The organism is Thermomicrobium roseum DSM 5159 (genome assembly GCF_000021685.1).
GTDB classification, from domain to species: Bacteria; Chloroflexota; Chloroflexia; order Thermomicrobiales; family Thermomicrobiaceae; genus Thermomicrobium; species Thermomicrobium roseum.
Genome location: NC_011961.1, coordinates 883,904 through 905,625, shown reverse-complemented (window position 1 = coordinate 905,625; position 21,722 = coordinate 883,904). Strand labels below are relative to the sequence as shown.

Annotated in this window: 23 protein-coding genes; 7 read left to right on the top strand and 16 right to left on the bottom strand. The window is 63.5% G+C overall.

Annotation, left to right across the window (positions count from 1 at the left end; all coding sequences use genetic code 11):
* Nucleotides 1-14 precede the first annotated feature (14 nt).
* The 10 genes from TRD_RS13325 to TRD_RS13285 form a co-directional block, all read right to left on the bottom strand.
* Nucleotides 15-848, bottom strand: a complete 834-nt coding sequence (locus TRD_RS13325; RefSeq protein WP_012642650.1) for a glucose 1-dehydrogenase — start codon at nt 846-848, stop codon at nt 15-17.
* A gap of 10 nt (nt 849-858) precedes the next feature.
* On the bottom strand, nt 859-1,353 hold the full coding sequence (locus tag TRD_RS14540; protein ID WP_081433495.1) for a 2Fe-2S iron-sulfur cluster binding domain-containing protein: 495 nt from the start codon (nt 1,351-1,353) through the stop codon (nt 859-861).
* A gap of 8 nt (nt 1,354-1,361) precedes the next feature.
* Entirely contained in the window at nt 1,362-1,811 is a 450-nt protein-coding gene (locus TRD_RS13320; protein ID WP_012642527.1) for a luciferase domain-containing protein, read from the bottom strand.
* Between the two features lie 70 nt (nt 1,812-1,881).
* Nucleotides 1,882-2,889 (bottom strand): 2Fe-2S iron-sulfur cluster-binding protein, encoded by a 1,008-nt coding sequence (locus TRD_RS13315; protein ID WP_012642638.1) that lies wholly within the window; start codon nt 2,887-2,889, stop codon nt 1,882-1,884.
* On the bottom strand, nt 2,886-3,893 hold the full coding sequence (locus tag TRD_RS13310) for an aromatic/alkene monooxygenase hydroxylase subunit beta (RefSeq protein WP_012642505.1): 1,008 nt from the start codon (nt 3,891-3,893) through the stop codon (nt 2,886-2,888). Before TRD_RS13310 ends, TRD_RS13315 begins: the two co-directional genes overlap by 4 nt.
* A gap of 13 nt (nt 3,894-3,906) precedes the next feature.
* Nucleotides 3,907-4,218 (bottom strand): MmoB/DmpM family protein, encoded by a 312-nt coding sequence (locus tag TRD_RS13305; protein WP_012642459.1) that lies wholly within the window; start codon nt 4,216-4,218, stop codon nt 3,907-3,909.
* 17 nt (nt 4,219-4,235) lie between these two features.
* Nucleotides 4,236-4,601 (bottom strand): Rieske 2Fe-2S domain-containing protein, encoded by a 366-nt coding sequence (locus TRD_RS13300; RefSeq protein WP_012642956.1) that lies wholly within the window; start codon nt 4,599-4,601, stop codon nt 4,236-4,238.
* Entirely contained in the window at nt 4,591-4,839 is a 249-nt protein-coding gene (locus tag TRD_RS13295; protein ID WP_012643052.1) for a toluene-4-monooxygenase system B family protein, read from the bottom strand. The genes TRD_RS13300 and TRD_RS13295 overlap by 11 nt, the downstream gene beginning before the upstream one ends.
* Before the next feature lie 75 nt (nt 4,840-4,914).
* Nucleotides 4,915-6,408: an aromatic/alkene/methane monooxygenase hydroxylase/oxygenase subunit alpha gene (locus tag TRD_RS13290; RefSeq protein ID WP_012642669.1), complete on the bottom strand. Its 1,494-nt coding sequence runs from the start codon at nt 6,406-6,408 to the stop codon at nt 4,915-4,917.
* 291 nt (nt 6,409-6,699) lie between these two features.
* The gene (locus tag TRD_RS13285; RefSeq protein WP_012642916.1) at nt 6,700-7,698 is read right to left on the bottom strand and encodes a dihydrodipicolinate synthase family protein; all 999 of its coding nucleotides are present in this window, start codon (nt 7,696-7,698) and stop codon (nt 6,700-6,702) included.
* A 144-nt stretch (nt 7,699-7,842) separates the two neighbouring features.
* Here TRD_RS13285 and TRD_RS13280 point away from each other — a divergent pair, with 144 nt between their 5' ends.
* Complete coding sequence (locus TRD_RS13280; protein ID WP_012642842.1) at nt 7,843-8,634, top strand: GntR family transcriptional regulator; 792 nt, start codon at nt 7,843-7,845, stop codon at nt 8,632-8,634.
* A gap of 295 nt (nt 8,635-8,929) precedes the next feature.
* Here TRD_RS13280 and gmd read toward each other — a convergent pair whose 3' ends face one another.
* Both gmd and TRD_RS13270 read right to left on the bottom strand, forming a co-directional pair.
* The gene (gmd, locus tag TRD_RS13275; RefSeq protein ID WP_041437844.1) at nt 8,930-9,946 is read right to left on the bottom strand and encodes a GDP-mannose 4,6-dehydratase; all 1,017 of its coding nucleotides are present in this window, start codon (nt 9,944-9,946) and stop codon (nt 8,930-8,932) included.
* Between the two features lie 86 nt (nt 9,947-10,032).
* Nucleotides 10,033-10,953, bottom strand: a complete 921-nt coding sequence (locus TRD_RS13270; RefSeq protein ID WP_012643038.1) for a DMT family transporter — start codon at nt 10,951-10,953, stop codon at nt 10,033-10,035.
* A gap of 183 nt (nt 10,954-11,136) precedes the next feature.
* Here TRD_RS13270 and TRD_RS13265 point away from each other — a divergent pair, with 183 nt between their 5' ends.
* Nucleotides 11,137-11,541: a DUF2203 domain-containing protein gene (locus TRD_RS13265; RefSeq protein ID WP_012642463.1), complete on the top strand. Its 405-nt coding sequence runs from the start codon at nt 11,137-11,139 to the stop codon at nt 11,539-11,541.
* Nucleotides 11,542-11,566: 25 nt separating this feature from the next.
* Here the strand turns inward: TRD_RS13265 and TRD_RS13260 are convergent, their stop codons facing one another.
* Nucleotides 11,567-12,148, bottom strand: a complete 582-nt coding sequence (locus TRD_RS13260) for a pyridoxamine 5'-phosphate oxidase family protein (RefSeq protein WP_012643273.1) — start codon at nt 12,146-12,148, stop codon at nt 11,567-11,569.
* Nucleotides 12,149-12,421: 273 nt separating this feature from the next.
* On the opposite strand from TRD_RS13260, the gene TRD_RS13255 reads away from it, so the two are divergent.
* On the top strand, nt 12,422-13,012 hold the full coding sequence (locus tag TRD_RS13255; RefSeq protein ID WP_012642434.1) for a YbhB/YbcL family Raf kinase inhibitor-like protein: 591 nt from the start codon (nt 12,422-12,424) through the stop codon (nt 13,010-13,012).
* Between the two features lie 25 nt (nt 13,013-13,037).
* Entirely contained in the window at nt 13,038-13,811 is a 774-nt protein-coding gene (gene ubiE / locus TRD_RS13250) for a bifunctional demethylmenaquinone methyltransferase/2-methoxy-6-polyprenyl-1,4-benzoquinol methylase UbiE (RefSeq protein WP_012642761.1), read from the top strand.
* Nucleotides 13,812-13,892: 81 nt separating this feature from the next.
* Here ubiE and pepF read toward each other — a convergent pair whose 3' ends face one another.
* Nucleotides 13,893-15,716: an oligoendopeptidase F gene (pepF, locus tag TRD_RS13245; RefSeq protein ID WP_012642657.1), complete on the bottom strand. Its 1,824-nt coding sequence runs from the start codon at nt 15,714-15,716 to the stop codon at nt 13,893-13,895.
* Between the two features lie 768 nt (nt 15,717-16,484).
* Between pepF and TRD_RS13240 the strand changes: the two genes are divergently transcribed.
* Together TRD_RS13240 and TRD_RS13235 are read left to right on the top strand one after the other, a co-directional pair.
* Nucleotides 16,485-17,798: an ABC transporter substrate-binding protein gene (locus TRD_RS13240; protein ID WP_012642448.1), complete on the top strand. Its 1,314-nt coding sequence runs from the start codon at nt 16,485-16,487 to the stop codon at nt 17,796-17,798.
* Nucleotides 17,799-17,965: 167 nt separating this feature from the next.
* A complete protein-coding gene (locus TRD_RS13235) occupies nt 17,966-18,721 on the top strand; it encodes a M55 family metallopeptidase (RefSeq protein ID WP_012642398.1) in 756 nt (251 codons plus the stop codon).
* Here the strand turns inward: TRD_RS13235 and TRD_RS13230 are convergent.
* Entirely contained in the window at nt 18,716-19,228 is a 513-nt protein-coding gene (locus tag TRD_RS13230; protein ID WP_012643243.1) for a DUF151 domain-containing protein, read from the bottom strand. The two genes, TRD_RS13235 and TRD_RS13230, sit on opposite strands and share 6 nt — an antisense overlap.
* Nucleotides 19,229-19,581: 353 nt before the next feature.
* Between TRD_RS13230 and TRD_RS14530 the strand changes: the two genes are divergently transcribed.
* On the top strand, nt 19,582-19,962 hold the full coding sequence (locus TRD_RS14530) for a hypothetical protein (RefSeq protein ID WP_012643095.1): 381 nt from the start codon (nt 19,582-19,584) through the stop codon (nt 19,960-19,962).
* Nucleotides 19,963-20,203: 241 nt separating this feature from the next.
* Here the strand turns inward: TRD_RS14530 and TRD_RS13220 are convergent, their stop codons facing one another.
* Nucleotides 20,204-21,574, bottom strand: a complete 1,371-nt coding sequence (locus TRD_RS13220; protein WP_012642633.1) for a DUF2851 family protein — start codon at nt 21,572-21,574, stop codon at nt 20,204-20,206.
* Between the last annotated feature and the right edge of the window lie 148 nt (nt 21,575-21,722).

Below are 21,722 nucleotides of genomic sequence, written 5' to 3'. Positions count from 1 at the left end.
TTGGTCCCCCCTGCTCACAGGTTGTCCCCGCCAGCAGCGCTCGCTGCGCCGCGGATACCGTAACCACCGTCGCAATGGACGATCACTCCCGTGAGCCCAGCCGCGTCGTCCGAGGCCAGGAAGGCAGCGACTGCGGCATGGTCCTCGGGGCGGTTGACACGACGCAGCGGTGTCGACTGGATGATGAACTGGTCCAACCCTGGCATATCGAAGAGGCTGCGCTTGTCCGGGTCACCGAACTCTGCTCCCAAGGGAATAGCGTTGCGCAAATCGGTGAACGTGCCTCCCGGCGCGATGCCGTTGACGCGGATCTTGGGCGCGAGTTCGTACGCCAGTTCGCGGATGAGCCCGACGACTGCGTGCTTGGACATGGTGTAGATGATGCCGCCTTGATTGGTGTAGAAGCCTGCGGTCGAGGCGGTGAAGAGAAGTGTTCCCTGCGTTTTGAGCAGTTCCGGTACAGCTGCGTAGGCACCCAACAAGTAACCCTTCACGTTCACTGCGAAGAGGCGGTCGAACATCTCGACGAGCTGGTCCGGCGTCTGATACTGAGGAAGAGAGAGAAAACCGTCGAACACGCCAGCATTGCCCATGAAGATGTCCAGTTTTCCGAAACGCTGTACTGCGGTGGCCACCGCTCGCTGGTTGTCCTCGGGCCGCGTGACGTCGGCTGCGATCGGGACTGCCCGGTCTCCGAGCTCGCTTGCCACCGCCTCAGCCCGGTCAGCCTTCAGGTCGACCACGACAACTGCTGCTCCCTCGCGGTGGAACCGTTCCGCGATCGCTTTGCCGATACCCGAACCGGCGCCAGTGACGATCGCCACCTTACCATCGAGCCGTCCAGCCATGTTAACCTCCTCACCCTTTCGATGAACCCGAAACCTCTTCGTGACTTCCGTCTCCTGACGATGTGCCGGCTGTACTGGTTACCGCCGCGAACCGCCCTGCGGGCCCCCGGCGGCGGTGAGGCGCCGGGAATCGGCGCACGACGAGGTTATGGTCGAGCCGATGCTGCGCCATTGCTCGCCGGGTGAGTCGTGGATGATGCTCGATGACCAAGTCCGTCAGAGGCTTGGCCGCACAAAGCAAGATGAAGCCGGCCTGCTCGTCCTCGGGGTAGTAAAGGACAGCGTCGGAATGATCGACGCGTCCTGACAGCAGTCTTGCAGCACACGCGAGGCACCAACCCTGTTCACAGGCTCGCGGCCAGTGATAGTCGGGGAGTTGCGCGGTGATCGAGTACAGAAGGTACTCATCGCGCGGAACCGTTAACTCCACGGCGGCATTCGGTAGCCGAAGCTCGACCCGTACGAAGTGCGGGTGGCCGGTTGCCGGCTCGTGTGGCTCGTTCATCTCTCCCCCTACCACCGGCTATCCGGAAGCGGTACGCCGTGCAGTTCACCCCGGGCATACCAGAGTGCCGCCTGCACGATGCGACGGACGACGTCGAGTTCCGCGTGCGTGCGCGGAGCATAGATGATGAGACTCTGCGGTGGCACGATACCGGAAAGGTAACGGGCCAACGGATGGATCGTTCCCCAGCCGTTCTGCAGGACCACCTCCCCCCACTCAGGCTTCAGTCGGAGTTCCAGACTGCCATCTGGCCGAAGCAGCGCGAAAATCGTGCCGTCGATGAAAGCCTCAGGTTGCCCGTTCGCAACGTCCTCGGCGACTGCGACGGCGACGGTTCCAGCAGGATAACGCGGGTGGTTATAGGGTGTAACCGTGCAATGTGGTAGGGCGGCTAGGATGGTGAGGAGCTCGTTCCAGATCTCCGGTGGACTCCCTTGCTCGCGCTGGAGACAGGGCATCGGGACCTCGAGTGGTGGTACTGGACCCTCTCGAGAAGGAAGCCCTTCTAGTTCCGGTGGGAACCAAGGATCACGCGAACGCATCGACATGGATCCGATTCGCCTCGATACCAGCTGCACGGATCTGCTCCTCCGCCGCCGCAAGCATTCCTGGGGGACCAGCAAGATAGCACCGGACATGTTCGCGGTCGGTCTCGGAAAGGATCCCCGGCAAAGCCAGGGTGATCGGCCCAACCCGCTCTCGCCAGGATCCCGTTGGCCGGTCAACGGAAACGATCACATTCTGGTGGCCAAGCAGCATGCGTAGTTCGTCGAGATACGCCAAGTGACGAGGTGTCGCTGCACCGTAGAGCAGACGAGCCTGCTTTCTTTCTGTGGGACTCAACGCTCGAACTATGGCGAGAATCGGAGCGATACCTGTGCCACCGGCTACGAAGAGGTACGACCTCGCAGGACGAAGGTAGGCACCGCCGTAGGGAACTTGCACAGGCAGTTCGCTCCCCATGGGCAGCTCGGCCAGCTGTGGAGTGAGCGCGCCGCCAGGAAGAACGCGAAGGAGGAACCGGAGACACCGGGCCCCTTCGGTCGGTGCGGGATCCAGCATCGAGTAGCAGCGTCTTGCACCGCCTAACTCCAGTATGGCATATTGCCCAGGGCGGTAGTCTACCGGGCGGTCCAGTGAGAGCGTGAGTTCGAAAAGATCGTCCGCCAGCCAATATCGATCCGTGAGCGTAGCGACGGCGTCAAGAGTAGCTAGGTGGGGTTGCGGCTCATGAGAGACCCGCAGGGGCTTGACGGCGATTTCGTCGCTGACGGCCTCCGCGACGCAGAGCGCGATCCGGTGCAAACGATGGTCATGAGGCCGAAGACAGCTCGGCCGCGATCGGTAACGAATTTCGCCGCTGAGCAGTTGGGCCTTGCACGTACCGCAACTGCCCCAACCGCACTCATAGGGAACCCAGAGGCCAGAACGCCGCAATGCGTCGAGCAGCGTTTCGCCATCGGCTACCGGTATACGATATGGACCGACGACGAGTGTCGATCGGCTAGCAGTGGATAAGAAGCGACGGACCGTCATCGGATGCCGACCTCAGTGTGGAGCCGATCGAGCACTTCCTGTGCGTAGTCAGCAACGTCGATCGGACTGACGAGCCCGGTTGTGCTGAAAGCCTGACCGATCGCCTGCGCTGCTGCGTGCGCCAGATCGAGCCACGGCGTCACCTGCTGCCGCAGCCAGTCGACCAGTTCGGGGCGACGTTCACGCACGTAGGCGACGAGTGCGATCGTGTTCTCCCGTGCGTACGGTGCGTCGTACAGCTGGAAGTCGTCGTGGATGAGCGCCAGCAGTTCGTCATCGGCGGCGCGGGCCAGGTTGGAGAGTTGGTCGTTGAACAGTGCATCGTAGAGAGGCTTCACGACCAAGTTGCGGACGGCGAAGGCGGCACCCCAGTCATACACGACAAGGTGGCGTTCCATCAGCTCGCGGAGAGGTTGCCACAGCGGGTTATCTTCCCAGCGAGCACGGGCCAGCTGGGAGTCGGCCAGATCGTCGCGACCAGTGTCAACGGCGATGGCCTTCGCCAGGTAGGCAGTGCGCTGGATGCGCCTCATCTCGTCGGCAGCTTGGAAGTAGAAGGGGTTCGCGACATAAGCGCTCGGTGACATTTGAGCGACGTACATGCCAGTCATCTGGAGGCAATGGCCAGCAAAGCGTGATGGCAGGTAATAGTCGCGAAGGAAATCGAGCCATGTCGAGTCGAGGTGCCGGTAGTGGTCATGCGCCTCGAAGTCGTCGATCAGCGAGTCGAGATACAGCTCTCGTTCGTGGCGAGCTTCGACGTAACGGCGATACGTGAAGGCATAGGGGTCACGATAGCGCTCCCAGTCGTCGACGTTGAACTCAGAGCCTTCGCGATATTGCAGGTACCATTGCTGGATCGGCCAGTCGGGTGACATTTCGAATGGAGCCGGCTGGCGGCGGAAATGATAGTTGAGCTTGTGAGTGACAAGCTCGTACTCGCTCGGCATACGCCGTTCCTGCCAGAGCGACCAGGTCCGGAGCTTGCGATCGGGTCGGCCCATGTCTCGAACCTCCTCAGTTGTCGGCATGCTCGAGGTACCAGATCCACTCGTCGCGGGTTTGCTTGATCCGCCCAGCGAATGCAGGCATGGCCGGCTCCAGTTCAGCAAGTTCGAATGGTCGGCCTAAGACCTCTCTCATGGTCGAGCGGCGCAAGCGAAAGACCCGCGGGGCGTGGATTCGCACATAGCCATCGCGGTCTTCGATCACAACCTCATCAGGTGGGTTGTCCCGATAGGCAGCTTCTTTGACTGCCTCGATGAGTTCCGGAAAGACTCCACCGAGCACAGGCCCTACGAGGTGAGAAGTCCGATCGACGTGTGGCATTCGTTCCTCCTGGCGGTTCACTCCCGACACCGGTTGTAACGCCGTCCGTGCTGTGGCACGCCGATGTAGATTTGCCCGTCTCGTTCTTGCACGTCGTAGCAGAAAAGTTGGCAACCAGCTGGATTGAGGCCAGCTCCATCGGCAAGGCGAAAGACCCAATGGTGGCCGCCACACGTGAGGAGACCTCGTTCCCAGTCGAACTCGGAGTCGATGAGGAGATATTCCTGGTGGGGGCAAATGCCTTGATAGGCCCGAACGGTGCCACCAGGCAGCCGTACGAGGAGGACATGCTCTCCAGCGACCTCGACGTCGGTCGCATCGGCCTCCCACAACTCGTCACTGGGCAGAATCGGTACCCATTGGACGCTCGTCTCAGTCGACATACCCGACCTCCAGGTAGTCCATGGGTCCGATGCCCACCTCGGCGACGGTCTTGTCGTCCGGGATACGTTCCCCTCGGTAGTACACTGCCATCGGCTTTGGTCGCGGCCACACCCGGCGACCGACAGCGTGATAGGCAACTTTCTCAGCTACTTGAGGCATGTGGTCATCCGTATCGATCACAACCACCTGGACGACGAAGTCACCACGAAACCACGCCTGCACTGGAAGGATCGCCATCGTCCCTGCCTCCGCTCACACGTCCGTGAGTGTTCTGCGAGGGGGCGGGGTCGACTCCCTACCCCCTCGCTCTCGTCAGTCAGCTGCTGCGCGTGTCGCTGGCTCGAAAGCCCAGGCATAGTCCCGGGCGTCGTCGCCCCGTTCTTCCGGAGAGAGCCCCATATAGAGCATGGCACCTTCCATCGTCGGCGGCAGGATCTGACCAGCCAGGAAGCGGTCGACCAGCGAAAGATGCCCGGCTCGCCGTTGCGGCTCCTGCTCGAAGATCCACTGGCATGGTTCGGAGCAGAAGGTGTAGCGGCGACCGTTGTACTCGACGAGACGCGGCGGCTCGCCACCGTTCATGACCGAGATGACAGGGAAGCCGCACACGTTGCAGAGCATCGGCAGCGTTTCGGGATAGAGCAGTTCGCGCTTCCCCTCGCGGACGTTGTGCGTGATGACGTCCCACCACTCACCGAACCGCGCGTTCCACCCGGGATACTTCTCCTCCAGCCACTCGCGGTCTGCTGGGGAGACGCCGGCCGCTGGGTCGTACCAGACGGTCTGGCGCCAATACCAGACACCCAGATGCGCACCGTGATGCCACCAGTCGATCTCCGGGATGAGGTGGCTTTCCCAGTACCAAGGCTTGTCGAGCCCGAGATCTTGGAACTGGTCAGCGAACTGCTTGAGGATCCACTCGTGCATGAATTCCTTGAAGGACATGACGCGGTGCTCGACCGGCGTGTAGTAGTCCATAGAAAGACCGGTCAGGAGGGCGAAGACACGCCACGCAGTCCAGATCTGCATATCGACGAGTCGCTGGGCCTCAGCTCGTTTGCCGTTCGCCAGAAGGACTTTGAGGGAGGCCTCACCCTGTTGTGCATGACGGGCTTCGTCGGTCTGGATCGAGGCAGCCAGCGCACCGAACTCGTAGTCGCCGATGCGCAGGGCCTCCGATGCCATGCCGAGGAACTGGAGGTTGCTGAAACCAGTCTCGAAGGCAAAGGTCAGCTGGAGGGAAGTCGAGGTGGCATCGTTTGCTGTCTGCATGTTGTCGAAGAGCATGCGTGCGACGATGGCCGCCCACTCGTTGGTGTGATACAGCTTGAGAGCCCAGTCGACATCAGCATCCTTCTGGATGAAGGCATGGGGGAAGTAAAGCTGGATCTGTGCATGGCGCATTTCGTCGAGCGCGCCGAACAACGCCATGTTTCGCCACGCAGCCGCTCGGCCGAAGCGGGCCATGCGTGCCTCACCGATCGTGGCCAGGTATTCGAGGTGAGGAGCGGCACCATAGTGCAGCTTGATGGCGTTCCGCCATCCCGGATCGAGCCGCTCCCACAGCTTGCCGCGTGACGTCACCGAGCGGACGCTGAAGATCCCAACGTCCTTGTTGGACTGGTTATGGGTGTATTCGCGATACGTCAGCTTGTACGGCTCGTCCCAGGTCCACCAGTTCTCGAACGGAATCCCAAACGACTTGCTCTGTATCTCGGGGAAAGCATCGTCCTCGCTGACGTACCGGAAGTGCCAGTTCATGTCACGCGTCAAATCGTAATAATCGGGTCGTTGCAGCTTGGGCATCGCAGTCCTCCTTCCGTCGGTGACCAACGGTTCGCCGTTTCCTAGCCTGCTCACGCCCTCCGAGGCACAGTTGCGGTCGGAAGCGAATCCGTCACTCTCGATCCATGCCTCCTTTCCCGATGTGGCGCGGTCTGTTCCTGCCCTTGCATGATACACGGTCTGCCACTAGCATGCAAGTGGCGTGTTCGGGATATCCGAACTTGGAGTGCTGACTGAAGAAGTGGCGATGTCACGGGAAAAACAGCGTCTGCTGCTGCCATACAAACAAGCGCAACGACTCCGTCTGGCATATCAAGCGAGCATGGCTCGGCGCGCCTGAACCTCGCTGACCAGCTGACGCCAGCGAGCCGCATGCTCGAGCGCTCCTCGGCGATAGTTCTCGGGTACCACATGGTAGGGTGGGAGTGGTGGCCCCGCCTTCACGTATCCGGCTGCGTTGAACCGGATTTTCTCCAATGGAATATTGTAGCGCGAAAATTCCTGAAAGTTTTGCCGAGCCAAGAATGGCTCGTACGTCCACTCGATACGATGCGTGATCCAGCGAGCGGCTTCGATATCTCCTCGCTCGAGGGCTTCGGCCAAATAGCGCACCGGTTCAGGGCCGCACAGCATGCTGCTCGACCAGCAGCCGAGCGCTTCGTCCGGATAGAGTGTCCAGGCCCAGAACCAGTCCGATTCCAGCGGTAGGAGGCGAATCTTCCCACGCACCGCATCCATGTCCGCTCGGTACTTGGGTGTCAGGGAAACGTATTTGACCCCGATTACGGTGCTCGAGTCAGCAAGGGCCGCATAGACCGGTGTGGGAATGGGCCCTTTGAAGGCTTCGGGATTGTCATAGAGGAGGACGGCGATCTCCGGAAATCCCTCCGCAATATCGCGGTAAAAAGCGATGATCGCCTCCGGTGCCAACTGCGACCAGAATGGTCGCCCCAAGAGCGTGCCGCGTACCCCGAGTTTGCGAAGATAGCGCAGGCGGGAGATCGTCTCCCGCGTACCCAAGGTAGTCGCTCCGATGAAGAGGGGCCGATCAGGGTCGATCGCACGGACGGTTTCCCAAACGACTGCAACGAAGCGCTCCCACTCTTCACGCAAGAGCGTCGCCATCTCTCCTAGCGTCCCGTTCGTGGCGACACCGGTCGCGCCGTCCTGGAGGATCGCCCGGATCATCCGCTCTGTCTCATCGAGATCGACCACGTCTTCCGTCCTCCAATGCTCTGCCCCTTCTTTGGTCGGCGTGGGAACCAACGCAATGACCCCTCGCAAGTCGCTGGCTTGCCATGCAAGACCCATTCCTCACTCCCTCCTCCAGCCCGGTTGTCGTCCCTGCCGTTGCTGGCATGCAAGAGTAATATACCAGAGTCCGTCGATGACGCCGTGCGCCAGATCGAGTTCGTCGATGTGCTATAGTGAAAGCAAACGATGGGAGGATTCCCCATGGTACGTACCGAGTGGGCCCGGAAGGATTCTTGCCCAGAGCTTCTCGCCGGGAACGGCCATGAGGAGCGCGAAACGGTCGCCGCACAGCGGGCTTACGATTTGTTGGTCGATCGTTTGATCCGCGGCGTTTACCGACCGGGTGACTGGCTCAACGTCCGTGCCGTTTGTGCCGAGTTAGGCATTTCCCGGACACCAGTGATGGAGGCGATCAAACGGCTCGAACAGGAAGGGTTTCTCGAGGTCATCCCACGTGCCGGCTGTCGCGTCGCTCAGCCGGGTGTCGACGAGATGCAGCAGATCTTCCGCATGCGTATCGCCCTGGAAGGTATCGCGGCCGCGGAAGTGGCGGCGAATCCTTCCCCCGAGCGGCTTGCACTCCTCGAGGAACTCGTGCGAGAGGGCAATCGAGCTGTCGAAGACCAGAACCCGGCACGTTTCGCTGCGGTCAACCTCGCTTTCCATCAAGCGGTTGCCGCCGCAAGCGGTTCCCGCCGGCTGTTCAGTGTCTTGCAGCATTGTTGGTTGGCAAGCCGCTACTATCTGGCAAGTATCCCATATTTTGATAAAAATATGCAGCGCTCGGCTGAGGAGCATGCTTTCATCGTCCAAGCTATCCGTTTCGGCTGGACCGAAGTCGCCCGTGAGGCGATTGCGGCGCACCTCCAGCGCTGCATCTTTGCCTTCCAGCAATATTTACCGCACTCGCAGGAGCAACCAGCACCCGCTGTGCCGTCTCCCCTAGGCCATGAGACTATTCCTTGGCTCGGTCGTGTCCACCGCCTCGGATGATTCTCATGCCAGCGCTCAGAAAGGAGACGTCCTGTTCTGCGCGTTGAGCCTCGTCTCGCAGTGCAGGTTGCGTCGCCTACCACATCAGGAGTGCTGTTACTTCATGGACAGAATGCCGTGGTTGCACGGAGCTGTAGCCGTGGACCCATGAGGAGCAGTCGTGGAGGGTCGGCGTTTCGCTATCGACCGGGATCGACGGGTCGCCGCACCCTTCCCGTCCGTCCCAGCTGGATCCTCCTCCAACGACTGTGGCCGCACCGATCGCTGAACAGCACCGGGTTCACTCGCTCCGCGCTCAGATCCCGCGCCGGAGGACTGGCGCCACCATCCCCGGAGGCACGTCTTCCCCTTTGAGCAACCGCAGGTCAGCGTCCACCATCAGCTCGATCATCTCCTCGAAGCTGACGGTCGGTCGCCAGCCGAGTACCGTGCGCGCCTTCGTCGCGTCCGCGACGAGGAGATCCACGTCCGCCGGCCGGAAGAGCGCTGGATCGACGACCACGTAGTCTTCCCAGTTCAGCCCTACGCAGCCGAAGGCGATCTCGCACAGCTGTCGCACCGAGTGCGTTTTCCCCGTCCCGACGACGAAGTCGTCCGGCTGATCCTGCTGCAGCATCAGCCACATCGCCTGCACGTAGTCGGGTGCGTAACCCCAATCCCGCCGGGCATCCAGATTCCCCAGCCGCAGCTCCCTGGCCAGGCCCAGCTTGATCTTGGCCACCCCGTGCGTCACTTTGCGCGTGACGAACTCCAGACCCCGGCGTGGGCTCTCATGGTTGAACAAGATTCCCGAGACAGCGAACAATCCGTAACTCTCCCGATAGTTGATCGTGATATAATGCCCGTAGACCTTGCTGACACCGTAGGGAGATCGCGGATAGAAGGGTGTGCGCTCGTTCTGCGGAACCTCGACCGCTTTCCCGAACATTTCCGACGAGCTCGCCTGGTAGAACTTGGCGTCCGGCTTGACCAGCCGCACCGCCTCCAGGAGCCGCGTCACCCCGAGCGCCGTGAACTCGCCCGTCAGGACCGGTTGTTGCCACGAGGTCGGCACGAACGACTGCGCCGCCAGATTGTAGATCTCGTCCGGCTGGTACGCCTGCACGATTTCGATCAGCGAGAGCTGGTCGAGGAGGTCCCCCTGCACGAGTTCGATCTTGTCCAGGAGGTGGGCGATCCGCCACAACGTCTCGGTGCTCGACCGGCGCTGCATGCCGACTACCCGATAGCCCTGTTCGAGCAGGAACTCCGCCAAGTACGAGCCGTCTTGTCCAGTGATCCCTGTGATCAGTGCCGTCTTCTGCTTCGGCATCGCTCGTCTCGGTCCCCCTGCTTCTCGCTCGGTGCGCATCGCGCTCCTGACGAGCGGAGCGCTCGTTGGCCAGTGTACCGGATCGGTCAGCGCGCCCTCTCACCCCCGGCGGTCAGTGCCGTCCCCGCGATGACGAGCGCCCCTGCGACGAGTGTCACGAGCGACGGCTGTTCGCCGAGCAATGCGATTCCCAAAACGACGACGGTCACCGGTTGGAGATACAAGTAGACGCTGGCGGTCGCGGCACGGACACGACGGAGTCCAGCGTTCCAGAACGCGTAACCGAGTCCGGTGCACACCACACCCAGATACAGCGTGATCAGGGTGGACTCCACGGTCCAGCGCGGTCGCCCCCCGCCGAAATACTCGAGCCCAGCCGCGAGAGCGAGGACCAGCGTGCCAGCCGCCATCATGTGAAAGGTCGCGGCCAAGGGCGTCCACTTCAGCAGAAGGCGACGACCCAGGAGCGTATAGGCGGTCCAGGCGACCGTGATGGACAGCGCAAGCAGGTTTCCGATCCACGCACCACCGACGTTGTCCTGCGCGGAGGCCACGGTCAACCAAGTGGCTCCCAGTGCGGCCAGCCCGATCCCGGCGATCTGCCGCGCTCCCAATCGCTCCCGCAGGAACAGCCACCCTCCCACTGCCGTCAAGGCGGGATACGGCAGGCTCAGGAACGAGGCAGCGGTCGCAGTCGTCCACTGCAACGCCAGGTTCAGACCGATGTAGAAGTAGGCGACCCCCAGTACCCCCAGTCCCGCCAGCGGGATCCAGGCGCTCGACCGTGCCCGCAGTGATTCCCCGGCCAGCTTCGCCAGGACTCCCAGGACGACAGTCGCCGACAGCGCACGCAAGAATCCCAGGAGGAGCGGTGGGACGTCTCCGACGATCGCGCGTGTTCCGATATACGAGGATCCCCACAGCACAGCCGTCGTTGCCAGCAGCAGGTGCCCGCCGATCGTGTGCTGGCGCGCTGCTCGCCGGTCAGCGATCGCTTGCTCTCGCATTGCACCCTCCAGCGTTCCTCGCCCCCTCGATGGTAAACTGCCCCCGGCCGGACGGCGACTCTTCGGCCGGCAGCGAGCGCTGAAGGCGAGCCCAGCTCGCACGATCGCCCAGTACGAGCGGCAGCATGCGTCGGCTGCTGTCCATCTCCTGGCGAAACGGTCGCGAGAGGCTGCGGTCGAGCGATGGAGCGGAAGGAACGCCGTTACTTCACGGTCGAAGAGGCACGCGCACTCGTCCCACGCTTGCGTGGCTTGCTCATCGCACTTCAGGCGGAAAAACGCGAACTGGATCAGCTGCTCGGCGAACTCCGTCGGCTGGCACCACTCGCTTTTTTGAACGGCCATGGTGCCCAGCTGGAACGCATCGAGCAGCGGGTCGCCGAGCTGACCCGCTCGATCCGCGAGAAGGTACGGGTCATTCACCAGCTCGGGGTCGAGGTCAAGGATCTCGATATGGGTATCGTCGACTTTCCGAGCCTCCGTGACGGCCGCGAAGTCTACTTGTGTTGGAGGGTCGACGAGCCGACTGTCGCCTACTGGCACGACCTGGACGCCGGGTTTCGCGGGCGCCAACCGCTGGAGGAATGAGAGCGTGCCACGTCGTCCGTGCACGTCACTCCTTTAGGGGGACGATGCCGGCCGTGCCTGGCGCCGTCGGATCGGTATCGTATGGGCCACGCGGTCCACCACGACGGGCCTTCGCGCTCCACTCCTCGATCACGATCTCGACGAGCAGCGTCGCCGCCAGTTGCTGAGCCGTCGCAGGCTGATAGTCGACCCCGGCACGGCGCCCGGGAAAGTACCGTTCCGTCATCGCCTCGAAGATCGTCCGTTGCTCGGCTTCGTCCTCTATGACGTTAGCCCGGCCGAAACAAACGACACTACGGTAGTTCATCGAATGGTTGAAGGCAGTTCGTGAGTAGACCAGTCCATCGACGAGTGTCACGGCGACACTGACTGGGGCACCACTCGCCAGCACCTGTAACAGCCGGCTCTCCCGCGCGCCATGGAGGTACAACCGGTCCGGTCGCTGTGGGTCATAGTGATACGACATCGGGATGACGAACGGTTGGCCGTCTTCGCAGAAGCCGACATGCGCAACCATTCCAGCAGCGAGGATGGCTGATGCTTCGTCTGGTACGGCGCGTTCCGGATGTCGCCGGATGACGTGGTGTGACAGTGCATGTGTCTCCATCGTTCCTCCCCGAGTTCGTCCGACCGATGGAGTATACGCGCCGGTGCGCTCGCTGATCTGGTGCTGCGTTGGGGAATCCGTGCTGTCGCTGCCGGGGGTTCGTCGCCCGACCTGCGGCAAGGTTCCCGGCTACCGGTTCCGAATGAAGCCGGTGCCAGGCTGACGACCGTGCTCGGACGATCTTCCTCCGCGGGCCTTCCTGCGGTAGGCTCAGGACGGTCGATACGGGCGTTCTTTGGCTAAACCATGCGACCTCGCTTCTGCATCGCACGAATGAGGACCCGGCTCCTGGCCTTCCGTTGGAGCCTCACCTACCTCGCTCTCGCGGTGGTCGCAGGGAGTCTCGGTTGCGCGACCGCAGGCACTAGTCCGACCGTTCCACTCGCAGCCGTCCGCATCCAGCTGACCAGCCCGGCGTTCACCACAAGCGGTACCCTGCCGACCGAGTACACCTGCGACGGCCCTGATCGTTCCCCACCGCTCAGCTGGTCGGAACCGCCTCCTGGGACGGCCGCGTTCGTCCTGCTCGTCGAGGATCCCGATGCTCCCGGTGGAATCTTCACCCACTGGCTCCTCTACGATCTCCCCGCGGCGACACGCTCCCTCCCGCCGGCCGTACCGCCCGACGAGACACTCCAAAGCGGTGCGCGGCAAGGCCGGAATGACTTCGGGACGGTCGGTTACCGCGGACCGTGTCCCCCGCCTGGTCGACCGCACCGGTACGTGTTCCGCCTGTACGCGCTCGATCGCCCGACTGGCCTCCCACCTGGAGCACAGCGGAACGAGATTCTGCGTGCCCTCGAGGGGCATATCCTGGCTATCGGTGAACTGGTCGGCACCTACGGTCGCGAGCCGGTGCGTTAGTATTGTCGATGGAAAGGGAGACGCGATGCCCCGCCGTGGTGCACTACAACCGCCAGCGGAAGTCCGGCGTATGTTCGACCGGATCGCCCCGCGCTACGACGTCATGAACCGGCTGATGACGTTCGGCCGCGACGTGACCTGGCGCCGAGCAGCTGCCCGTGCCGCCCTCACTCACCAGCCAGCAGTCGTGCTCGATGTCGCGACGGGTACCGGGGACCTCGCCTTCGAGCTCGCTGCTCAGGGTGCAGCGCGCGTCGTCGCGCTCGACTTCAGCCGGACGATGCTTCGGCACGCCGCGCGCAAGCGCTCCGCGTCTGGTCTCGATCGGGTCACGCTCCTCTGCGGGGACGCGATGCGCCTCCCGTTCCGCGATGCCTCGATCGATGCCTGTACGATCGGCTTCGGATTGCGCAATTTTCCGGATTACGAGGCAGCGATCCACGAACTCGCCCGCGTCGTGCGCCCCGGCGGCGTACTTGTGATTCTGGAGACGACGCCCTTCCAAGGACCGCTCGCTCCCCTGCTTCGATTCTATTTCGACTGCTTTGTCCCCTGGCTCGGTGGCCTGGTCAGTGGTGACCGGGCAGCGTACAGCTATCTCCCCCGCTCGACAGCTGCCTTCCCTACAGCTAGCGAGCTTACGGCGCTCCTACGAGCGGCCGGTTTCGCTTCCGTGCAGGCCCGGAAACTCATGGCCGGTACCGTCGCGCTCCATATCGCGGTGCGTGCCGAGGGTGGACAGCCCGCGCGTGATGCGGTGCGAGCTGTACCTGGGTTGACGGAGGCCGCGCGCCGCTAAACGACCCGGCGAGTCGGCGTGCGTTGCCAGCACAAACGGTCGGCGAACCTCATTCCTCCCTGACGGGTCGCACTGCCTCCCTCAGGCTGACTGCAGTATCCCGAGTTGCGTCAGTGCCTCCTCGAGGGTGACGAGATCCTGCTCCATCGTCGCGAAGGCAGCCAGGTACGGTTCCGGTGTCGTCAGATCGACCCCCGCATCGCGAAGAAGGTCCAGCGAGTCCTTGGACGACCCGGCGGCCAAGAAGGCGAGATATCGCTGCTGTGCCGCTTCGTCGCCCGCGAGCACGGCTCGCGCCAACGCCGTCGCGGCGACCAGCCCGGTCGCATACTGGTAGACGTAGAACGCGCGATAGAAGTGCGGTACCCGACTCCACTCGTGCCGCACTTCCTCGTCCACCTCCAGGTCGGGACCGTAGTACTCGCTGATCAGGCGACCGTACAGCTCGCAGAGCCCGTCTGCGCTCAACCCTTCCCCTCGCTCCACAGCCTGGTGCGTCAGGAGCTCGAACTCGGCGAAGAGCGTTTGCCGGAAGAGCGCGATGCGGAAGGTATCCAAAGCATCGTTGACGAGCGCGGCCCGTTCCCGTGCATCGGTCGCGCGTTCCAGGAGTGCATGGGTGAGCAGGCGCTCGTTGAAGGTCGACGCGACTTCGGCGACGAAGATCGTGTACTCAGCGGTCGGATGGGGTTGCGCCCGCGAGCTGAAGTAGGAATGCATGGCGTGCCCCACCTCGTGTGCCAGCGTGAACACCTCGCGCAGCGTGCCGTTCCAGTTCAGTAAGATGTACGGGTGGACACCGTACACCCCCAGGCTGTAACCACCGGACCGCTTGCCGACCGTCTCGTGGACATCGACCCACCGGCTCGCGAGCCCCTGTTGCAAGGGCTCGATGTACTCCGACCCGAGCGGACGGAGTGCTGCCAGGACCAGCTCGCGCGCTTCGGCATACGTGTACCGGTGATCTGCTCGCTCGACGAGCGGTACGTACAAATCGTAGGTTCGAAGACGTTCCAGGCTGAGCACCCGCTTGCGCACCGCTAGATACCGCTGCAGGAGATGGCGGTGCTGGCGGACGAGGTCAATGAGTGTGGTGTAGACCTCGAGCGGAATGTTGTCCGGGTGGAGGGCTGCTGCGAGGGCCGACTCGTAGCGTCGCGCCCGTGCGTAGAACGTATCGCGCTGGTTCGCGGCGCTCAGGAGCGCAGCGAGCGTGTGCCGGTGGGCGATGTAGGGGGCGTGGAAGACCTGGTAGGCCTCCTGGCGCACCCGCCGCTCGCGCCGCTCGAGCAGGAGTTGATAGCGGCCCTTGGTGAGCTCGATCGTTGTCCCGTCGACGTCCGTCACCGTGCCGTACCGGATGTCGGCATTGTCGAGTAAGGTGAAGGCTGTGGCTGGTGCCTGGGCGAGTGGCATCGTCTCGGCGAGAAGCTGCTCGACCTCCGCGGAGCGCACATGCGGTCGCTCCCGTACCAGTCGTTCCAGGAGCCGTCGGAACGGGGCCAGGCCCGGTTCCTGCTCGATCATGCCCAGGAGGGCTGCGTCGTCATAGCTGGTCAGGAGTTCTGGTGCGATCCACGCCGAGGCGCGGCCCGCCACCGTCCCCACATGGACAGCTCGCTCGTATCGCTCGGCCGCGGCCGTGTCGCGCGTGTCCTGATCGCGCGCGAGCAGGGCATAGGCGAAAAGCTTGCTCACCCGCTGGTCGAGTTCGTCGGCCAGGGTCAGGACCTCGAGGACTTGCCGCGGCCCCTGCTGCAGGGTTCCGCGCAAGGATTCCAGCTTGGCGAGTTCCGCGAGCACTGCCTCGCGCTCTCGCTCCCAGTCCTCCGGACTGGCGAAGAGGTCAGCGAGGTTCCAGGTCTCTTCGATCGGTACCGCATCGCGTGTCAAGACCACGGTCATGAATTCCTTTCCTCTGCTCATGTCGTTTCGATCACATCCTACTCGTTCCTGCGTTCCAGTGACCGCTCCCGAGCAGTCTGCGTTACCTGTTCGTGAGGGTTGGTTCCAGGGCAACGACTGGCCGCGACGTCTCGACATCGCCGGCAGCTTGGGCGATACGAGCCGAATCTGCCGCGCCCTTGCTACCGGCGGCTGCACTGATGCGTCCCGTGAGCGAGTCGCCTCGGAAGTCATGCCGGGCGGGGATCGATGAACGAGTGTGCCGCTCGCGCGCTCCTCACCGGAATGTGGGCAGCCGCTACGCCGTTGGCTGGCTACCCGATGGGGAAGCGAGCGCGTTCATCCTGTCGCTGGCACGACACTGGCTGTCACCCCGTGGCGTTCCGTGCGAGTCTACGACCGGAACGGCTCCCTCTCCGTTCCCGCCGGTCGCACACGACGAGTCGGTTCTTTTCCTCGGCGCTGCGGACCATCGTCGGCCGGATCGACGACCAGTCTTTTCGAGGGGCACGCACCGTCCGGAGGGAGGAGCACGAGAGCCATCGCTGCATGTGAGGAAATCTTGACACCTATACGATACATGGATAAAGTTACAGGCGGTTCACCCTCGCGCGCGGGGCGTACGAGCCACCGGCGAGAATTAGGGGCGCACGCGCTGTGCAGATGACGAGGACAGTCGCGGCGTGAGCACCACGAGTGCTCGGATGCGAGGGTGGCCGACTTGTCGTGTTGTCCGTCGGTTGTCGTGTCATGCGGGGAGGAGACAGGATGAATCGCCGGCGTTTTCTCGCCTTTTCGGTATCCGCGCTCGCCAGTAGTCTTCTCGCGGCTTGTGGCGGTGGTGCAGGCCCGACACCGACACCTACGACGGCACCGTCGCCGACACCAGCCAGTGCACCCGTTCAGACGCCAGTGGCTGCGGCTTCACCGACTCCTCAGGTCGCTGCCACGCCGACCGTCGCCCGGCCGGCAACCCCCTTCAAGATCGGTGTCGTGGTCGCTCAGACGGGGAATCTGGCATCTTCCGGTCGGCGCCACATCGAGGGGATGCAGCTCGCACTCGACGAGTTGGGCAACACTGCTGCTGGTCGTCAATTGCAACTGTTGCCAGCCGATTCGGCTGGGAATCCGGATCAGGCGAAGACGCATGTCCGGCGACTGGTCGAAAGCGACAAGGTCGATGTCATCACCGGCTTCACCATAACGCCTGAACTGACTGCGGTGCGTGATTACCTGCACGAGCAAAAGCAAGTCACCATTGTCTCGATCGCCGGCTGGCCACCCCTGACCCGGGATCCCAAGGTCCGCAGTCCATACATCTTCCGCTCGTCCTTCTGCCAGGGGCAGTACGAGTTTATCCAAGCCAAGTGGGCGTATGAGAAGGGTGGCTATCGGAATATCGCTCTCATGGCCCCCGACTACACGACTGGCCGAACGGTAGCTCAGATCTTCGGCGATTACTTCAAGAAGTCGGGTGGTCAAATCGCTGCTGAGGTCTATCCGCCGCTCGATACGACCGATTTCGGGCCCTATCTCCAGCGCATCCTTCAGGATGCTGCGAACGCCGATGCCGTGTGGGCCTGGTTCATCGGTGCCGACGCTATCCGTTTCATGACCCAGTACCAGGAGTTCGGCCTCAAGGATCGCTATCCCCTGCTCGGCGGTGCCGAGGTCGGTGATGACCCCTATCTCCCGGAGGTCGGCGAAGCAGCTCTCGGCATCGTCAGTGCGATCAACTACGCAGCACGTTATGATCGGCCACAGAACAAGGAGTTCGTCGCCAAGTTCCAGCAGAAGTTCAATCGTCTCCCTGGTCACCTGGAGTACTGGGGCTACATCACCGTCATGATCCTCGCGCATGCTCTGGAGACCGTTAAGGGAGATACCAGTGACGAGGACGCCTTCCTGCAAGCGATCCGCAATGTCCGATTCCAGGGCCCGATGAACGAAGTTCGCTTCCACCCTGAAGCCCAAGGTGTGATCACCACGGTGCTCGTGCGCCGCGTCGAAAAGTTGCCCGATGGGACGCTCGGCAACGTGGTGCTCGACGAATATCCGAATATCGATGATCTCTCCTTCTGACCGGTCCGGCTCGGTCTCTCGGCACTGGCGGTCCTGGGTGCTTCCGCCCGGGACCGCTCTGTTTTGGTCGACCCTTCTCGTCGGCTCTCCTTCGCTTCGTCGATCGCCTTTCGCCGGCCTCGCCGGTATGCTTGCCCTCGATCGGTCAGTGATTCTGCGGAGGTCGAATGGAGCTCGTCATCGTCGCTGACCTGGAGGGAATGTCCGGTGTCGCTGAGCGAGCCTGGTGCGATCCAGCTCGTCCGGAGTACGCGCGCGCCCTCGAGCAGTACGCAGAGGACGTGCGCGCGGTGAGCCAGGCCGCTCGCGCTTTCGGGATCGCGCGTATTCGCCTTCTCGATTGGCACGGACGCGCTATTCCACCCAGCCTGTGTACCAGTGACATCGAGCCTGCGCTGCTCCCGCTCGACCGAAACCCGCGCTTGGCGGTCCTGTTGGGTTTTCACGCCCGCGGCGACGCTCCTCGTGCTTTCGCCCCCTGCACCCTTCTTCCCGGACTGTCCATCGAGTGGGATGGTCGACCAGCTGGGGAACTCGCGCTCGCCAGTCGTTGGCTCGGTGAGCAGGGTATCCCGCTCCTGCTCGTCTCCGGAGACCGCGCGCTGACCGCGGAAGCTGAACTCTGGACCGATCAGACGACAGCCATCGCCGTGAAACTGGCTCACTCCCCGGATCGAGCGGAGTGTCTTCCACCGGATCGTGCCCGGGCTGCGCTCGTCGACGCGCTGCAGCGTGTCCTCGCGCGCCGCTCCTGGTGGTGGGTCTACCGGCCGTCCTCACCGATCGATGTCACCGTGAGCCTGCCTGCGGGCGGTCAGGAGCGTCTGGTCGCATCGTCCATGAACGAGCTCTTCGTTCAACTGGATAGGCTCGTTGCTCGGGCGGGCGGCATCCCCACCCTCGCTCGGCTCGCGTCATCATGAGTCGTCCGTCCCGAAGCCGCGCTCCTCGAGCTCGGCCAGCAGTCGCTGGATCGCCGGGGGAAGTTCGGTCGCTGTCTCGTCGCTCGCGTTCTCAGCGCGCTGACTGCTGGCGGCCAATGCGGCGAGTTCTTGCCAGCGCATGACCGGCATGATCCCCAACTCAGCGGCGAGGACGAGTGCGTCGAGCCCAAAGGTCTCCACCGTCGTCGTGCCCGTGCTGCTCCGGACGAGGAGGTGGGCGCGCAGGATCTGCTCCCCGTCCACTCGGAGCACGATCTGCTCGATCTCCCCTCCGGCCACGCGCAGGAGTTGGCTCGCCAGGCGAGCCAGCCGACGCCGGGTTCGCTCGGCGGTGCAGGTGCAGGAGGAGAAGGCTCGCGCCTCCTCGACATCAGCCGATACTGCGAACCAGCAGTCGGTGCCCAGCCCGCGCAAGAGGACGAGCGGCTGCCCATGCTGCTGCGACCAGCTGATCCCTTGCACGACGATCGGAACCAGATCACTCATCGCTTCACTCCTCGTACGATTGACCGTCGCGGTGTTCCGGTTTCTTCCTTCGGTGGTGACTGCCTGTTCCGTCGGGTCGCACGGAGTCGAGTGGCCCAACCTGCTGTGCAGTCTTGTCGCTCATCACTCCCCTGGCGTTCGGTGCACCGCCGGGGTCGGCTCGCCGGCTCCCCCGCGGTGTGCGGCGACCAGACTGCTCCGGGTTGCTCACAGAGCGGATACTCACGACCGTTGATGTCCGGGAACGCTGTCGTCATCAGCTGGAAGCGTCGCCAAGCAGCGCTCGGTTCGTCGCGGATGGTCACCCGAGAGCGCGCCGCGACGACGTGCCTCCCAGGGATAGACCATTCGCCGTGGATGACGATCGTCGCCCTGCCCTTCCCCAGCGTTCGTCCTGCAGCGGCCCTGGCGTCGCCGGCCGCGCAAGCACGCGACCGCCGCGCGTTCGTGAACGAGAAACGTTCTTCCCCGAGAATGTCGTCGTCACGCAGCACGAACGCGTCCTCACCGCGCGATCGCGGGAATCGGTGGACGAATTCCGCCCCAAGGACGAAGTGTGCCCGTGCGGTTTCAAGGTCGATCGCATCGGATCGATCGCGGTCCGCCGAGCCGAACTCGACCGTTCCCTCACTGCCCGGCGCCACCGAGACCGCCCCTGTCGCCAAGCGACGGCAATCGTCCGCACCAGCGAACGAGCACAGCGTCATCGCGCTGAACGCGTCGCTGTGGAGTGATTCCGAAGGTGCGTCGATCGGCAGCGCGTTCGGCAGCACAGGTGAACCCCCTGTCGAGCGGAATCATAATCCCGACTAATTTGGTCGGGATTATAACACTGCCCCGTTTCCTCGTCGAGGAACGCAGTCCTGGTCGAGTCCGAGCCGCCCTCAGGGTCGATACGGAACCCGAGCACGCGATCGCGCCAACGCGTTCGCTTGAGGAGCGCAGTCTCGCGAGGCAGGCGCCTCGGATGGGAAGTCAGGGAGATCCGGCTCGACTCTCTTCCGCCCCAGGCAGGGCGGGCTCGCTCACTGCGATCCCGGTGACCAGCTGCGCGATAGGGCATTCGTAGCAGCGGCGCTGGCGACAGCCCCACCAGTGGAGGTGCAAAACCCCCTGTTCGGCTCGCGCGCTCCGGAGCCGGAGCGGACTCGTCCCGCAAACTTGCTCGAGTGTCGCCTCGACCAGAGCGTTGCCGCGACCTGCTGGTAGTTCCTCCCACAACTGGGCAGCGCGCTCCGCCAGTGCCGCGTCTTCTGTCCACTCCGCGTAAGCCAGCGCGAAGGGAACCACCACGTTCACGATGACCTCGTGCGCCCGATCGCGTCCGAGCGGCACCGGACCACCGGTCAGCCACTCCAGTAGCCGACGTCGTGCCGGCTCGCTCTGCAGGCGAGCGAGGCAGGCGCCGAGGATTCCCTCGCAACTTGTCGCGACCAGCCCAGCCAGGCTCAGCAGGCGCCGAAGCGGATGGTTGGTCGGCCGAACGCCGTCGAGTCGCCAGGTGGTACGGAGCAGGACGGGATTCGTCGCTCGCCAGACTCTTTCGATCCGGCGCCAGGCGTCGGAGCGGAGCCCGCTGAGGCCGCGCTCCCGATCCGAGACAGGCAGGAACCCTGCCGTACCGAGGAGCAGTCCCGCGGCGGTCGGGAAACGATCGTCAGGGGAGAGAGTGAGTAGCCGTGCTTCGAGTTCGGCGATCGGTACCGCTTCGGCGACTGCCCGCATCCCTTCCCGATTGCGGTGGTAGCCGAGCGCATCGGCGAGCATCCAGTAGAGCGTTTGGGCCGGCGGCTCCCCCGCCAACCGTGCCTGCACGCGCGCGACCTTTTCCCGCAGTCTCCGATCGCCCGCTTCCTCGAATAGCCGATGGAGCTGGTCCGGCGCTGCGGCCGCGAGGTGCGGTGCGCAGTGCTCGAAACCGAGAGCGCCGAGCGGGCGGACATGCTGCCGGGGGAAGAGCTCGAGGGGACCGGCCAGACTGTCGTGCAAGACCAGCGTGGGCACGCGCTGGCCATCGCGACGGCGAACCGTTTCGTCGAGGTCATCCTCCCACACGACGTGGAGGACGACCGCCTCGTATGCTGGGTCGTCGTGGTGGCCGTGGGCATACCAGTCGGAGGCACGTAGGTGGAGCTCGATGTCACCCTGATGGAGTTCTCCCCCGATGTCGAGCAGCGCGCCAGTAAAATCCGGGCCGCGGCGATGCGTCCAGATCCCGCGATAGACGACCCTGACCATTCGGTTCTCAGTTGTCGTCAGAACGCCGCTCAGCCACTGGGCCTGCCAGATTTCGGCCAGGAGGAGTTCGTCGAGCCGCATGCCGCCCCCAGGTGATGCACGCATCATACCGGATGTTCGCTCTTCGCGCGAGACGGAGGAGGAAAGCCTGCTGAGGGAGAACGTTGTCTTGGTACCGACCTGATCGGGTCCAGCTGGGCGCTCTCTTGGGTCGGGCATGCTGATCAGGTGTATCGATGAGCAAAGGCGTGTGAAG